The organism is Rheinheimera sp. F8 (genome assembly GCF_001518915.1).
The window spans coordinates 1,145,273-1,158,810 of record NZ_CP013656.1; the positions used below are offsets into that span (position 1 = coordinate 1,145,273).

The following is a 13,538-nucleotide window of genomic DNA, read 5'->3' on the forward strand; positions in this document are numbered from 1 at the left end:
ACTGCTCCTAATGACCGGCTTGTTCAGACAGGCTGGCGCCTGCGCTTTGCAGCAGTGGCAGAAAACCACTCAGCATTTGCTGTAACTGCGGCTTAGCCATAATCAGTTGATAAGCTGCAGTTAAATCCAGCTGGCAAACCTGCGGATGACGCTGGTAATAACTGCCCCAATCGGCCGCGGCATCGCCTAACCGGCTTGGGTCACCTTCCGCCAACACATTTAACAGCAGGCCATGACGACTTAACATCGACATCACCGTTGGTGTGGCGCAGCACACCAGATGACGGTACCCCTGTTGATACAGTGCGACTGCCATTGCGATAAACAGTAATAAGGTTTGCTGACGGCCGCTGGCGTACAGATTGCCAATCTCGGCAACCTGTGCACGCTGGGTCTGAATGCCGGCGCCGGCCAGCACAGTACAGATATCCGCATCGAGATACTGTTCCACAAACAGGCGTGGCGCCAGACCGCTGCGAATACCCAGCACCGCCTGCCACTGACCATGCAGCGTGACGGCCAGTAAATGCGGCATAAATTGACTGATATGAGCGTCATAAGCGGCAGCAAAGCCACCGGCGATAAATTGTTCCAGACTGTGGCGATCGGTGTGATTGCGGTCACACCACTGCAGTTGTGCAGATTGTGGGTCAGTCGCAACGCCAGACTGGCAATCTTTGTAAGCCAGTGGCGGCAGGTATTCAACCGGGGATAGAGTTACAGCAGCAGTCATTTCAACCTCTCCACAGGTTTTCTCTGATGTTGCTGATTCTGGCGGGGGAAACTTAAAGCAACCTTAAGGCAAATTAAGGTTGCTGCTTTTATAGCTGAATTAAATTAATTTATTGAAATGTATGAAAATATTTTTATGTCTAATTCAGCATTGCTGAAGATTAACCACCAAAAATTAACTGCCAGAACGACGGGGATCTTTCTTTGTGATACTGCTTTTTCAGACTATCGACTTCACCCAGCAGTTGTTTGGCCGTTGCCAGATCTTGTTTGGCTAACGCGCTCTGCACCAGCGTCAGCTGTGCGGCCACTTTGTCGAGCCCCTGCTGAAAGACCGCCTGCTTCTCAGGAGTAAACTGGTAAGCCTGCACTGACGCAACCAATTCGCTCATCGCCAGTACTTTTTCCTGCATCACCGAGACTTCCGTTGCCTGCATCGCCTGCTTAAAATTAAAACCAATTTTTTTCATTGTCGCTTCGACATCAGTGGTCGCTGCCACCGCGGCCGCAACCGGTTCTTCGGCGACTACATACCCAGGCTGTAACAACAAGCCCCCTGACAACACCAATATCAATGCAAATAACGACAGCCGTTTCATTATGAGTACTCCAGAAAATGACTGCTGCAGTCTACCACAGCTGGTCAGCGATGTTGCCTCAGACTGTTGGATTGGCTAGACTACGGCGGTTTTTTCCGAAGTTAAAATAAGTGAGAGAGCAGCCATGGGCGCGCAATGGAAATCCAAACACAAAGCTGATGCCTCCGCGGCAAAAGGCAAACTTTTTACCAAACTGGCAAAAGAAGTCATGGTTGCAGCGCGCAACGGCGCTGATCCGGCAATGAATTCCAAACTGCGCATGGCGATTGAAGCCTCACGCAAAGCATCGATGCCAAAAGAAACACTGGAACGTGCCATCAAAAAAGGCGCCGGTTTGCTCGACGGCCCGGTGAACTACGAACATATCGTCTATGAAGGTTTCGCACCGCATCAGGTGCCGGTGATTGTCGAATGTCTGACTGACAACAAAAACCGCTCAGCACAAAGTATCCGTGTGTTATTCCGCAAAGGTCAGTTAGGCTCTTCTGGCTCAGTATCCTGGGATTTCAAACGCTTAGGTCAGATTGACGCTTCTCCTGCCAATGCAGACGCCGATATCGAAATGGCCGCGATTGAAGCCGGTGCCCAAGATTTTGAGGCCGGTGAAGAAGGCGATGCAGTGTTTTACACCGAGCCAACTGATCTGGATTTAGTTGCCAAAGCGCTGCCAGAATTTGGGTTTACTGTCTCTGCCGCCAAACTGATTTATAAACCGAATAACCCGGTTAGCATGGCGACACTGTCGGCGGAAGCCTTGGCTGAAGTCGAACACTTCCTTGAAGCGATTGAAGATGACGATGACGTGCAACACGTCTACGTCGGTCTGGCTGAATAATTCAGTCTGGGTCCTTGAAACAGAAAGCCGGCGTAAGCCGGTTTTTTTTTTGCGCTGTCGCACAGATAGCGCCAGCGATTTATGAAAGTATTGACATATCGCCGGTAAAACATATGATAAAACACATATATGAATATCCAGATATAAACTGTTTGCGGATCAGTTGCTGAGGCTATCTATGCAACCTGTTGAATTTTTTAAATTACTTGCTGACGAAACCCGCCTGCATACGATTCTGCTGATTGCCCAAGAAGGCGAACTTTGCGTTTGCGAACTGACCACTGCGTTAAATCTATCGCAGCCGAAAATCTCCCGCCATCTGGCGATGTTACGAAAATCACAACTGTTACTGGACCGCCGTCAGGGCCAGTGGGTGTTTTACCGGCTCAATCCGGCGTTGCCAGGCTGGGCACTGACAGCCATCGAACAGACCCGTGCTGGGCATCAGGTTTTACTACAACCGCTGCTTGGTAACTTAAATGCCATGGGCGACCGGCCAGAACGCGTCAGCAGCTGCTGTACCTGAATCTGGCGCTTTAACCCCGCCCCCCCTGCAGGAGAATTATCATGCACCACCCTTTTGACGAACTGCTGATTAATCCCGGCACCAGCGCGACCGCAGCCTTGCTGTTTACCCCCTGCCCCGGCACCAAAGGCGTCGCACTGGCGATGGCACTGGCTGAGCTCAAAGCCGCCGGTGCCAAAGCGGTGATAACACTGACACCGGACCACGAGCTGCAGCAGCTGCAGGTTGCCGACTTGCCGGCGCAATGCCGCGCTTTGGACCTCGCCTGGTTTCATTGCCCGATTGAAGACGATCAGGCGCCGGGACTGGCTTTTACACAAGGCTGGCAACAGGCCAGCGCCTTTGTGCACGAGTTATTGCGTCAGGGCGAAAAAGTTGCCATCCATTGTAAAGGCGGCTCGGGCCGCACCGGTCTGATGGCTGCACAAATTCTGTTAGAACTCGGGCTGGATAAAATCGAAGCCAAACAACGGGTGCAGGCGCTGCGGCCCTATGCATTAACGCTGGCACCACATCTGGCTTATTTCAACGCACTCTGAGGCTGTTTCTGGAGCAACAACGATGACAATTAAAGTAGGAATTAACGGCTTCGGCCGGATCGGCCGGCTGGCGCTGCGGGCCGCATTTGACTGGCCGGAACTGGAATTTGTGCAGATCAACGATCCGGCGGCCGACGCCGCCACTTTCGCCCATTTGCTGAATTTTGACTCGGTGCATGGTCGTTGGTCCCATTTAGCCAGCGCCGAAGGTGAAAGCATCCGGATCAATGGCAAAACCATTCAGGTCAGCGCCAATAAATCCATCGCCGACACCGACTGGTCCGGATGTGATCTGGTGATTGAAGCCTCCGGCAAGATGAAAACCACGGCGTTGCTGCAGGCTTATCTGGACCAGGGCGTCAAGCGCGTGGTGGTCAGTGCGCCAGTGAAAGAATCCGGCGTGCTGAATGTAGTCATGGGCGTCAATCATCAGCTGTTTGACCCGGCCGTCCACCGCATCGTCACTGCGGCCAGTTGCACCACCAACTGTCTGGCGCCTGTGGTCAAAGTGATCCACCAGCACTTAGGCATCAAACATGGTTCTATCACGACTATCCATGATTTAACCAATACCCAGTCAATTCTGGACACGCCACACAAAGACTTACGCCGCGCCCGCGCCTGTGGCAGCAGCCTGATCCCAACCACTACCGGCTCTGCCACCGCGATTACTGAGATCTTTCCGGAACTGAAAGGCCGGCTGAATGGCCACGCCGTGCGGGTGCCACTGGCTAATGCATCCCTCACCGATTGTGTCTTTGAATTGGAACGTGCCACCAGTGCTGAAGAAGTGAATGGTCTGCTCAAAGCCGCGGCCGAAGGCGAACTGCAAGGCATTTTGGGTTACGAGGAGCGGCCGCTGGTGTCGGTCGATTATAAAACTGACCCACGCTCCTGCATTATTGATGCGCTGTCGACGATGGTCGTCAACGGCACTCAGCTGAAGATTTATGCCTGGTACGACAATGAATGGGGTTATGCCAACCGCACCGTTGAACTGGCCAGGCTGGTCGGTCAGGCTTAAACGGAAAGACATGCCTTTGACAACCCCAACCAGCACAACCGCAAACGCGGCACTACGTCAATACGGCGTGGTCACCGCCAATTATTGGGCTTTTACGCTGACTGACGGTGCACTGCGCATGTTGATTGTGCTGCATTTTTATCAGCTTGGGTTTACACCACTGGCCATCGCTTCGTTGTTTCTGTTTTACGAGTTGTTTGGTGTTATCACCAATCTGGTCGGCGGCTGGTTGGGTGCGCGTGTTGGCCTCAATAAAACGATGAATATCGGGTTATTGTTGCAGGTCGTGGCGCTTTTGATGTTGCTGGTGCCGGCACCGCTGCTGACCGTTATTTGGGTGATGGCGGCGCAGGCATTGTCTGGTATCGCCAAAGATCTGAATAAAATGAGCGCCAAAAGTTCGCTGAAACTTCTGCTGCCAGAGGATGCGCAAGGTGCGTTATATCGATGGGTTGCATTGTTGACCGGCTCAAAAAATGCGCTCAAAGGCGTTGGTTTTTTCCTCGGTGGCCTGTTGTTAACCCTGTTTGGGTTTCAGGGTGCGATTGCAGCGATGGCGGCGGCGCTGGCGTTGATCTGGGGCCTGAGCTTGTTTTTGCTGCAACGCGATTTAGGCAAAAGTAAATTCAAACCCAAATTCAAAGAAATATTTTCCAAAAGCCAGGCGATAAATAAGCTCGCGGCGGCACGACTGTTTTTATTCGGCGCCCGCGATGTCTGGTTTGTCATTGCGCTGCCGTTGTATCTGGCAACGACTGCTGGCTGGTCGCAAACGGCGATTGGCAGCTTTCTGGCCTTTTGGGTGATTGGCTACGGCATGGTGCAAGCGCTGGCACCAGCGCTGACAGGCCGCGCAACTGCAGATCCGCAGGATCAGTCCGCAAGCATCAACGCCGCAGTACGCTGGGCGGCCATCTTATGCGGCATCCCGTTATTCATCAGTATTGGCATGGTTTACAGCAGCGAGCCGCTATGGATATTGATTGGCGGGCTGATGTTGTTTGGCGCGGTGTTTGCGGTTAATTCAGCACTGCACAGTTACCTGATTGTGCGGCTGGCAGGCCGGGATGGTGTGTCTTTGGATGTAGGATTTTATTATATGGCCAACGCGATGGGCCGCTTAGTTGGCACGCTGTTGTCCGGTGCTGTCTATCAGGCTGCCGGACTCCCCGCCTGTTTGTGGGTGTCCAGCGGCTTTTTAGTACTGACGCTGCTGATCAGTGTTTCGCTGGCCCGCAGCAACAACCATTAGAACTGGCCGTCACGTTGTTTGCCGGCAACATATGCCCGATAACCGACACAACACAAAGTCACAATCAATAGCACGCTGTATTCCATACCGTTGCGGCCGGCACCAACGACAAACCAGCCAAATGGCGCATGCACCATTAACAGACCAGTACTGTAGATGCCAACAAAACCAAGGGTTAAAGGCCAAACCCATTTCCCCAACGCATACAGTACCGTGGCAATAATCTCATAAGCAGTGACTGCGGCGGCCAGATAAAACCCGGCCGGCAGGCCCTGCGTTTGCAACCATTCACCAAAAGGCACCACGCCGCCACCGAGCAACCTGGCCCAGCCATGCGCGGCCAACAATCCAGCCAGCGTCAGCCGCAATAATAACCATAAGTGCTGATCCAGTCGGTTTAGTCCATCAGTGCGCATCATGTTCTCCTGCCGCAGGCGGCTTTTTTGGCGGTTAAGTTATGGCTGGTGTGGCTGACCGCGACTTTATTCAACCACAGTACAGATTTGGTCAAACGGCTTTTTCTTTAACGCGTGCGCCGGTACCGTGGCGTCTGCTGCCGGATATCCCAATACCAGCAACATATATGGCCGGTCGTTATCGTTGTCGCGGCCACAGATTTTGCTTAAAAAACTCATTGGTTTTGGTGTATGCGTTAACGACACTAAACCAACCTGATGCGCCGCCTGGATCAAAAAGCCGGTGGCGATGCCCACAGATTCATGGACATAGTAATTGGTGTCGCTGTCGTTATTGTCGATGCCACCGCGTTTTTGCGAAAAAATCACAATGAGCCACGGCGCTGTTTCAAGGTACGGCTTATGCGCGTCAGTGCCAAGTGGTTTTAATGCATTGAGCCATTCATCGCCGGCGCGGCCATTGTAAAAACCGGCTTCCTGTAACTCTGCTTCATGGCGAATTTGTTGTTTTACCGCCGGATCGCTGATCGCGACAAAATGCCAGGGCTGATGATTGGCGCCACTCGGCGCGCCGGCCGCCACCTGGATCAGCTGTTCAATCACCTGCCGTGGCACCGGTTTGTCAGAAAAATTGCGGATAGTATGGCGACGCTGCATCAGCGCCAGATGATCGGCCGCGCGTTGTTGCAGCTCAGCAGGACTATATTCAACAAAATCGGTCAGCGGGTATTGAGTTTCCATCAGCATGCTCCGGCAAGTGGCGGGTTCAGGGTAAAATCTATGTAAACACAAAGTAGCCTGAAACAGAAATCCGACCAACCATATCTGGACAGATGCAAGCCCAATGACTGGCCGGTATACTCTGGTTTTTTGTGTGAAGGAACCTCAGTATGTCATGGCAGATCGCAGTTGCATCGACCAATCCCGCCAAAATCAACGCCGTCCGCGAGGCCTTTGCTTTGGCATTTCCAGACGTGCAGTGCCACGTCGGCGGCTATAAAACCGAATCGGGAGTCGCCGCACAGCCAATGAGCTCCGCCGAAACCCTGCTCGGCGCCGACAACCGCCTGCATAATTTACAGCTGCAACTGCAACTGCAACTGCAGCCAGCGGATTTCTATGTGGCCATTGAAGCTGGATTAGACGATGGCATGACGTTCGCCTGGATGCGCATCACTGATGGCAAACGCGACGGCCGCGCCCGCTCCGCGTCGCTGCAATTGCCGGCCGTTGCCGTGCAACGACTGGAGCAAGGTGACGAGCTCGGTGATGTGATGGATGACCTGTTCGGTACGCAAAATATCAAACAGGCCGGCGGCGCGATTGGCCTGCTGACCCAGCATAAACTCAGTCGCAGCAGCGTGTATCAGCAGGCCTTGATTTTGGCATTAATCCCGTTTTTATCACCGGACTGGTTTTAAGTACATCGCACTATTTATTAAACATCTGCAATATTAAACATCGGCTTGTCGAAAATCAGCGCTGCTCATCGACTACTGTTGGCACAAGCTGTTGATAAGCGCTGTGCAGCGAATTTGAATTTTATTGACGGGCAATCACAAACAGGAGTGTTTTATGTCGCGGATGATTTTTATCAATTTACCAGTGCTGGATTTAACCGCCAGCATCAGCTTTTACCAAGCGCTTGGGTTTAATCAGAATATGCAGTTCAGTGATGCTACTGCGGCCTGCATGGTGTGGAGCGACAGTATCTTTGTGATGTTATTGACTCACGCTAAATGGCAGACCTTCACAACCAGGCCGATCCCCGCACAGAGCAGCAGCGAAGTGATGCTGGCGCTGAATGCCGACAGCATTGACGCGGTCAATCAATTTGTTGCCACCGCGGGCGCACAGGGCGGCAAAGTCGATGTAAATCCACCACAAGATCACGGTTTTATGTTTAGCCGCAGCATGCTGGATTTAGATGGTCATATCTGGGAAGTATTCTGGATGGATCCGGCGGCCTTGGCTCAATAAAGGGTTCAATAGAGGGCTCAATAAACAGTCCAATAAAAACGGGGGCGCAACAGGCCCCCGCTCGGCTGGCTCAACGCTTAATGGATCACAGCTTGCGTACCCAGATATTGCGGAAACTGACTTTATCGCCATGGTCCTGCAGTTTCAGCGGGGCACAGCCATGCGCAGGTTGCTGCGGCGGGCCGATCCATTCAGTGGTGCCGGCAATTTCAGTATGGTTTTGCAATAACACCCCATTATGCAGCACTGTGACATAACCCGGACTCAGCCGTTTATTGCCATCAAAACGTGGCGCTTTATAGATGATGTCGTAGACCTGCCACTGCCCGGTCGGTTTTGTTGCGTTGACCAGCGGAATAGTCTGCTTGTAGACAGCACCAGCCTGACCATTTGGATAAGTACTGTTCTGGTATGAATCCAGGATCTGCACTTCATATTTATCCTGCAAGAAAATCCCGCTGTTATTGCGCATCTGACCTGTTTTCGCCGGATCTGCCGGCGGTGATTGCCATTCCAGATGCAGCTGGATATCACAGAAATTCTCTACAGTGCGGATATCACCACTGCCCGGCTGTACGGTCATCACACCATCTTTCAGTTGCCAGAGCGCCGCGCCACCATCTTTGACAGAGCGCCAGGCCGATAAATCTTTACCGAGCAACGGTATGGCATCCGACGGCAGGTTGTTTTGACCGAAGCTGACCACCTTTGGTACCGGTGTCCAGACTTCAGTCCGGGCGGCCTGCGCATGGCGCTCGGCGTCTGTCATTTTGGCAAGCTCGGCGGTAGTTGGGAAAGTGTCAGTCGCTGCCTGCGAGGCTGGCGCCACAACACTAAAAACCAGCGCGGCGCTAAATAAAACTGATAATTGCTGCATAAAAAAACTCTCACAAAGTGGTTGGGGGCGCTGTGAAAAAACAGCGCCTTCTGTTGCCTAAAAACCCAGGCTATAAAAACCAAGGCCTGCCATCAGGTCGCCCAGGCTTTATCGCCTTTTTTATACGGCATAGCCCCGTCATAACGTCCTGGTACCGCGACATAACGCAGCACTTCAGTGGCGCCCACTTTGGAGGTAAAAAATACAAAAATACTTAGCTGTTTCAGCAGCGTAAAATAATGCGGCTCCAGTGAGGCATCGCCTTTGCGATTCGACACATTGGTGCTGTCATTGCTGGCGATTGCGGCATTACGGGCGCTGGCGTCTTTATCAAGCTGTGTCAGTAACGCCGTGCGTTCAGCCGCGGTTAGCTGCAAAAAATCACGCTGATATTGTTGTTTACAAGTTGCCTGCAATGCAGCGAGGCCTGCGACAAACAGCGCCTGTTGCTTCGCGTCATAACAGTCCTGCACCATCACCGCCATCTGGGCACCACAACCGGCATCTTTCGCGCCGGGCGTGTTGGTGCGTGGCAAAATGGTTTCGGCAATTTCATCCAACAGCATAATGTCGCCGGCGCCAAATAAAGGTTTTGCCGCTGCCGCAGTTTTTGCAACCGGGCCAGCGGCCCAGGCTTCTCCGCCAACAAAAGCCAGACCAGTGGCGGCCGCGATCATTTTTAACAGGTCACGTCTTTCCATCTCAGAGCTCCCCTTTTTTCAGTGCTTCGACCGCGAAATTGGCGGCGCGCGCGGTCAGTGCCATATAGGTCAGCGACGGATTGACACAAGACGCCGACGTCATACAAGCGCCATCGGTGACGAACACGTTCGGTGCATCCCACACCTGATTATTGGCATTTAATACCGACGTTTTCGGATCTCGCCCCATCCGGGCTGTGCCCATTTCGTGAATGCCCATACCGGGCGCATAATCGCCGTTATAGCCCTGCACGTTTTTTACACCGGCGGCCTCAAAGAACTCGACCGCATCCTGCATCATGTCTTTTCGCATGCGCAGTTCGTTGTCTTTCATCTCGACATCCATCGCCAGCACTGGCAAGCCCCACTTATCTTTAACTTTCGGATCCAGGTAAATCCGGTTGTCATGGTGCGGCAGCATTTCGCCAAAACCGCCCATGCCAATGCCCCAATGCCCGGGTTCGGTTAACACCGCTTTTAAGTCGATGCCAATACCAAGCTCTGCGACGTCACGCCGCCAGTTTTCCCGACTGGCCGAACCCTGGTAACCAAAACCACGCAGATAATCGCGTTTGTCACCGCCCCAGTTGCGAAACCGCGGCACGTAAAAACCGGTCGGCCGGCGGCCAAAATGGTATTTGTCGAGATAGCCTTCGACTTCGCCGTAAGCGCCAACGCCTAAGTGGTGGTCCATCACATTGCGGCCGAGTGCATTGCTGCTGGAGCCCAAACCGCCTGCCCACACATCCGTAGCTGAATTCATCAAAATCCAGGTGGAGTTAAAAGACGACGCATTTAAGAATATGATTTTGCTGGTAAATTCAACGGTTTGATTGGTTTCACTGTCGAGCACTTCCACGCCACGCGCGCGTTTTTTGTCTTTGTCGTACAGCACCTGCGTTACAATCGAAAACGGCCGTACGGTCAAATTGCCGGTTTTCATCGCGACCGGCAGCGTCGACGACTGCGTGCTGAAATAAGCACCAAATGGACAACCCAACCAGCATTTAGCTCGGTATTGGCAATTGACGCGGTTTTGCTCCGGCTTTGGCTGGGTAATATTGGCGGTGCGGCCACAAATCAGGTGACGGCTGCCACCAAAGGCTTTTTTGATCCGCGCGGCCACGTCTTTTTCGACGATATTGAGCTCAAACGCTGGTAGATATTGCCCGTCCGGCAACACGTCCAGACCATCGCGGTTGCCGGAGATACCGGCGAAACGCTCGACATAATCGTACCAGGGCGCTAAGTCGGCATAACGAATTGGCCAGTCGACCGCCACGCCTTCTTTTAAGTTGGCTTCAAAATCCGCTTCGTTTAACCGGTAGCTTTGCCGGCCCCACAACAGCGAGCGGCCGCCCATGTGATAACCGCGATACCAGTCAAAACGTTTTTTCTCGGTATATGGCGAGTCTTTTTCATTGGCCCACATGCCGAAGGTACTTTCATTCAGCGGATAATCGCGTTTGAGTACCGGATAGTCCTGTTTCATTTGCTCGGTGGGCCTGTCGCGGTGCGGGTAATCCCACGCCTCTTTCATCGCGTTGGTGTAGTCTTTGATATGTTCAATGTTACGGCCGCGTTCGAGCAGCAACACTTTTAAGCCTTTTTCGGTCAGCTCTTTGGCAGCCCAGCCACCACTAATGCCGGAGCCAACGACGATGGCGTCGTAATGATTTTGCGCAGTTGTCATCTCTTGCTACCTGTGATTTTGTTATCTGTTATTGCTGTTGGCGCGCTCTTTTTGCGTACTCTTTTTGTACTGAGTCTCAGCGCTTAAAGTTGGCTCACCCCGGTTCAAACATCACAAATGCGGATAGCGTCCGCCAGTGATTGCACTTTGCCCTCTGGTGTCGCTGGCGTTGGAATAAATTCCTGCGCCAGATACCCTTTAAAGCCGGTCGCGACTATCGCCTTGGCGATCGCCGGGTAATACAACTCCTGCGTCTCATCAATTTCATGCCGTCCCGGCACCCCGGCAGTGTGGTAATGGCCAAAATATTGATGGTTATCCTGGATAGTGCGAATGATGTCCCCTTCCATAATTTGCATATGGTAGATGTCATACAGCAGCTTAAAGTGATTCGATTTCAGTCGCTTACACAGCTCAATGCCAAAACCTGAGCTATCCGCCAGATAATCCGGATGGTCAACTTTGCTGTTAAACAGCTCCATCTGCAGCACCACGCCACGGGCTTCTGCCTGCGGCAGAATTTGTGATAAACCCACGACAGCGTGATTCAGCGCCGTTTCCCGGTCCATGCCTCTGGCATTGCCGGAGAAACAAATCAGATTGGTATAACCGGCGTCGGCGACCAAATCGATATGGGCGCGATAGCGCTTGATAAGCTCCGGGTGAAACTGCGGATTGCACCAGCCATCGACCAGATTGATCTCAGCGCCGTTACACATCGAGCAGTCGATGCCGTATTTTTTTAACGTCGGCCAGTCTTTTGGCCCGACCAAATCAATCGCACTAAAACCTAAGGATTTAACCAGCTGACACAGCTCCTCAATCGACAGATGGGCATAAGTCCAGCTGGCGACCGAATGATGGACCCGGCCTTTTAGTGCCGGCTTTTCGTCATCTACGTCATCTGCGCTGGCCGCTGCCTGTGTTGATTGCGCTGCAGTTGCAGCACAGCCGCTCAGTAATAATGACGGCCCGGCGACGCCAAGTGCCACACCGCCCGCCGCCAGTTGTTTCAGCATGCTGCGACGGGAAACGCCTGTGGACTCCGTGGTTTTAGTCATGACGGCCATCCTGAGCTGCAGCTAAGGTCTCGTTTTTGAAAATCAGCGCAAACAGCACCAGCACCACCGCAGCAAAACCAGCCGGGAATAACCAGATGTGCGTCCAGTCGGCACCCGAAGCTGTGGTGTAGGCCTGTGTTACTTGCCCTGCCACACTAAAGCCAATCAGCATGCCGATACCGTAAGTCGCGAGCGTAATAAGCCCCTGTGCTGCGCTCTTGTAAGCCGGACCGGCTTTGCTGTTGGTGTAAATCTGACCGGAGACAAAAAAGAAGTCATAACAAATACCGTGCAGCGCAATGCCAACCAGTAACAAGGCCATACCACTACCAGCATCGCCATACGCAAACAGCACATAACGCAGCACCCAGGCCGCCATGCCTAAAATCAGCGTCCAGCGGATACCAAAACGATTTAAAAACAGCGGCAGCGCCAGCATAAAAGCGACTTCAGACACCTGACCCAACGTCATTTTGCCGGTGGCATTTTCTACACCAACGGCAGTCAGGAACGGGTTGGCATTTTGGTAATAAAATGCCAGCGGGATACAAATCAGAATTGATGAAACAAAAAACAGCGCGAAATTGCGATCTTTTAATAGTTTCAGCGCATCCAGGCCAATCAGCTCACCCAGCTTGACGTCGGTACCCCGTGCAGCAGGCGGTGTCGCCGGTAACGTAAAGCTATACAAACCAAGCGCTAAAGATGCGGCCGCACACATCAGGAAAGTGTTTTGCAAAGCACCGGCCGCAATCGCCTCAGCGGCATCCCAGCCAAACAGATAACTGATGACAAGGCCTGCTGCTATCCAACCGATAGTGCCCCAGACGCGAATTTGACCAAACTCACGTTCCGGCTGTTGCATCTGACCAAAAGACACCGAGTTGACCAGCGCTAAAGTGGGCATGTAAGCCAGCATATAACCGAGCACCAGCGGATAAAACGCGGCGAAATCAGTAGCCTGCGCCATCAGATACATCAGCACCGCGCCAATCAGGTGCAGCACCGCCAATATGCGTTCGGCATTAAAAAAGCGGTCGGCGATTAAACCGATAAAAAACGGCGCAATAATAGCGCCCCAGCTTTGGGTGGAAAATGCCATACCGGTTTGCGGGCCGTCGGCGCCCAGGTTCTGGCTTAAAAAGGTGCCCAGGGTGACAAACCAGCCGCCCCAGATAAAAAACTGCAGAAACATCATGGTACTGAGGCGTATTTTTATTGTACTCATCGTCATCCCCTCGATTTTTGTTGTTGTATTGTCTGTTGCGCTTTAGGTATTAACGAAACCGGTCATCGCGCTACA

General features: G+C 52.7%; 16 protein-coding genes. 7 read left to right on the forward strand and 9 right to left on the reverse strand.

Annotation, left to right across the window (positions count from 1 at the left end):
- Positions 1-7: 7 nt before the first annotated feature.
- Both ATY27_RS05210 and ATY27_RS05215 read right to left on the reverse strand, forming a co-directional pair.
- Positions 8-733: a thermostable hemolysin gene (locus ATY27_RS05210; RefSeq protein WP_208930862.1), complete on the reverse strand. Its 726-nt coding sequence runs from the start codon at positions 731-733 to the stop codon at positions 8-10.
- A 160-nt stretch (positions 734-893) separates the two neighbouring features.
- On the reverse strand, positions 894-1,331 hold the full coding sequence (locus tag ATY27_RS05215; protein WP_208930861.1) for a cytochrome b562: 438 nt from the start codon (positions 1,329-1,331) through the stop codon (positions 894-896).
- A gap of 124 nt (positions 1,332-1,455) precedes the next feature.
- Between ATY27_RS05215 and ATY27_RS05220 the strand changes: the two genes are divergently transcribed.
- From ATY27_RS05220 to arsJ, 5 genes are all read left to right on the forward strand, one after another.
- Complete coding sequence (locus ATY27_RS05220) at positions 1,456-2,166, forward strand: YebC/PmpR family DNA-binding transcriptional regulator (protein ID WP_208930860.1); 711 nt, start codon at positions 1,456-1,458, stop codon at positions 2,164-2,166.
- Positions 2,167-2,344: 178 nt separating this feature from the next.
- Positions 2,345-2,692 carry a metalloregulator ArsR/SmtB family transcription factor gene (locus tag ATY27_RS05225; protein ID WP_208930859.1) on the forward strand — a complete coding sequence of 116 codons (348 nt, stop codon included), beginning with the start codon at positions 2,345-2,347 and terminating at the stop codon, positions 2,690-2,692.
- Positions 2,693-2,733: 41 nt separating this feature from the next.
- Positions 2,734-3,231 (forward strand): tyrosine-protein phosphatase, encoded by a 498-nt coding sequence (locus tag ATY27_RS05230; RefSeq protein WP_208930858.1) that lies wholly within the window; start codon positions 2,734-2,736, stop codon positions 3,229-3,231.
- 22 nt (positions 3,232-3,253) lie between these two features.
- Positions 3,254-4,255, forward strand: a complete 1,002-nt coding sequence (locus tag ATY27_RS05235; protein ID WP_208930857.1) for an ArsJ-associated glyceraldehyde-3-phosphate dehydrogenase — start codon at positions 3,254-3,256, stop codon at positions 4,253-4,255.
- 10 nt (positions 4,256-4,265) lie between these two features.
- A complete protein-coding gene (gene arsJ, locus ATY27_RS05240) occupies positions 4,266-5,507 on the forward strand; it encodes an organoarsenical effux MFS transporter ArsJ (protein ID WP_208930856.1) in 1,242 nt (413 codons plus the stop codon).
- On the opposite strand, the gene ATY27_RS05245 is transcribed toward arsJ, so the two are convergent.
- On the reverse strand, positions 5,504-5,926 hold the full coding sequence (locus ATY27_RS05245) for a DoxX family protein (protein WP_208930855.1): 423 nt from the start codon (positions 5,924-5,926) through the stop codon (positions 5,504-5,506). The genes arsJ and ATY27_RS05245 overlap by 4 nt on opposite strands.
- A gap of 63 nt (positions 5,927-5,989) precedes the next feature.
- Positions 5,990-6,664 (reverse strand): nitroreductase family protein, encoded by a 675-nt coding sequence (locus ATY27_RS05250; RefSeq protein WP_208930854.1) that lies wholly within the window; start codon positions 6,662-6,664, stop codon positions 5,990-5,992.
- Positions 6,665-6,813: 149 nt separating this feature from the next.
- On the opposite strand from ATY27_RS05250, the gene yjjX reads away from it, so the two are divergent.
- Both yjjX and ATY27_RS05260 read left to right on the forward strand, forming a co-directional pair.
- Complete coding sequence (gene yjjX / locus ATY27_RS05255) at positions 6,814-7,344, forward strand: inosine/xanthosine triphosphatase (protein WP_208930853.1); 531 nt, start codon at positions 6,814-6,816, stop codon at positions 7,342-7,344.
- A gap of 154 nt (positions 7,345-7,498) precedes the next feature.
- Entirely contained in the window at positions 7,499-7,903 is a 405-nt protein-coding gene (locus ATY27_RS05260; RefSeq protein WP_208930852.1) for a VOC family protein, read from the forward strand.
- Between the two features lie 85 nt (positions 7,904-7,988).
- Here ATY27_RS05260 and ATY27_RS05265 read toward each other — a convergent pair whose 3' ends face one another.
- The 5 genes from ATY27_RS05265 to ATY27_RS05285 all read right to left on the reverse strand — a co-directional run bounded on the left by ATY27_RS05265 (position 7,989) and on the right by ATY27_RS05285 (position 13,463).
- Positions 7,989-8,780: a DUF1080 domain-containing protein gene (locus ATY27_RS05265; RefSeq protein ID WP_208930851.1), complete on the reverse strand. Its 792-nt coding sequence runs from the start codon at positions 8,778-8,780 to the stop codon at positions 7,989-7,991.
- A 92-nt stretch (positions 8,781-8,872) separates the two neighbouring features.
- Complete coding sequence (locus ATY27_RS05270) at positions 8,873-9,481, reverse strand: gluconate 2-dehydrogenase subunit 3 family protein (protein ID WP_208930850.1); 609 nt, start codon at positions 9,479-9,481, stop codon at positions 8,873-8,875.
- A gap of 1 nt (position 9,482) precedes the next feature.
- The gene (locus tag ATY27_RS05275) at positions 9,483-11,174 is read right to left on the reverse strand and encodes a GMC family oxidoreductase (protein ID WP_208930849.1); all 1,692 of its coding nucleotides are present in this window, start codon (positions 11,172-11,174) and stop codon (positions 9,483-9,485) included.
- Between the two features lie 104 nt (positions 11,175-11,278).
- Complete coding sequence (locus ATY27_RS05280) at positions 11,279-12,235, reverse strand: TIM barrel protein (protein WP_208930848.1); 957 nt, start codon at positions 12,233-12,235, stop codon at positions 11,279-11,281.
- On the reverse strand, positions 12,228-13,463 hold the full coding sequence (locus ATY27_RS05285; protein WP_208930847.1) for a nucleoside permease: 1,236 nt from the start codon (positions 13,461-13,463) through the stop codon (positions 12,228-12,230). Before ATY27_RS05285 ends, ATY27_RS05280 begins: the two co-directional genes overlap by 8 nt.
- Positions 13,464-13,538: the final 75 nt, after the last annotated feature.

Bases quoted from the DNA above. Each gene is read 5' to 3' on its own strand.
- ATY27_RS05210 (WP_208930862.1), bottom strand. From the start codon at position 733: ATGACTGCTGCTGTAACTCTATCCCCGGTTGAATACCTGCCGCCACTG.
- ATY27_RS05215 (WP_208930861.1), bottom strand. From the start codon at position 1,331: ATGAAACGGCTGTCGTTATTTGCATTGATATTGGTGTTGTCAGGGGGC.
- ATY27_RS05220 (WP_208930860.1), top strand. From the start codon at position 1,456: ATGGGCGCGCAATGGAAATCCAAACACAAAGCTGATGCCTCCGCGGCA.
- ATY27_RS05225 (WP_208930859.1), top strand. From the start codon at position 2,345: ATGCAACCTGTTGAATTTTTTAAATTACTTGCTGACGAAACCCGCCTG.
- ATY27_RS05230 (WP_208930858.1), top strand. From the start codon at position 2,734: ATGCACCACCCTTTTGACGAACTGCTGATTAATCCCGGCACCAGCGCG.
- ATY27_RS05235 (WP_208930857.1), top strand. From the start codon at position 3,254: ATGACAATTAAAGTAGGAATTAACGGCTTCGGCCGGATCGGCCGGCTG.
- arsJ (WP_208930856.1), top strand. From the start codon at position 4,266: ATGCCTTTGACAACCCCAACCAGCACAACCGCAAACGCGGCACTACGT.
- ATY27_RS05245 (WP_208930855.1), bottom strand. From the start codon at position 5,926: ATGATGCGCACTGATGGACTAAACCGACTGGATCAGCACTTATGGTTA.
- ATY27_RS05250 (WP_208930854.1), bottom strand. From the start codon at position 6,664: ATGGAAACTCAATACCCGCTGACCGATTTTGTTGAATATAGTCCTGCT.
- yjjX (WP_208930853.1), top strand. From the start codon at position 6,814: ATGTCATGGCAGATCGCAGTTGCATCGACCAATCCCGCCAAAATCAAC.
- ATY27_RS05260 (WP_208930852.1), top strand. From the start codon at position 7,499: ATGTCGCGGATGATTTTTATCAATTTACCAGTGCTGGATTTAACCGCC.
- ATY27_RS05265 (WP_208930851.1), bottom strand. From the start codon at position 8,780: ATGCAGCAATTATCAGTTTTATTTAGCGCCGCGCTGGTTTTTAGTGTT.
- ATY27_RS05270 (WP_208930850.1), bottom strand. From the start codon at position 9,481: ATGGAAAGACGTGACCTGTTAAAAATGATCGCGGCCGCCACTGGTCTG.
- ATY27_RS05275 (WP_208930849.1), bottom strand. From the start codon at position 11,174: ATGACAACTGCGCAAAATCATTACGACGCCATCGTCGTTGGCTCCGGC.
- ATY27_RS05280 (WP_208930848.1), bottom strand. From the start codon at position 12,235: ATGACTAAAACCACGGAGTCCACAGGCGTTTCCCGTCGCAGCATGCTG.
- ATY27_RS05285 (WP_208930847.1), bottom strand. From the start codon at position 13,463: ATGAGTACAATAAAAATACGCCTCAGTACCATGATGTTTCTGCAGTTT.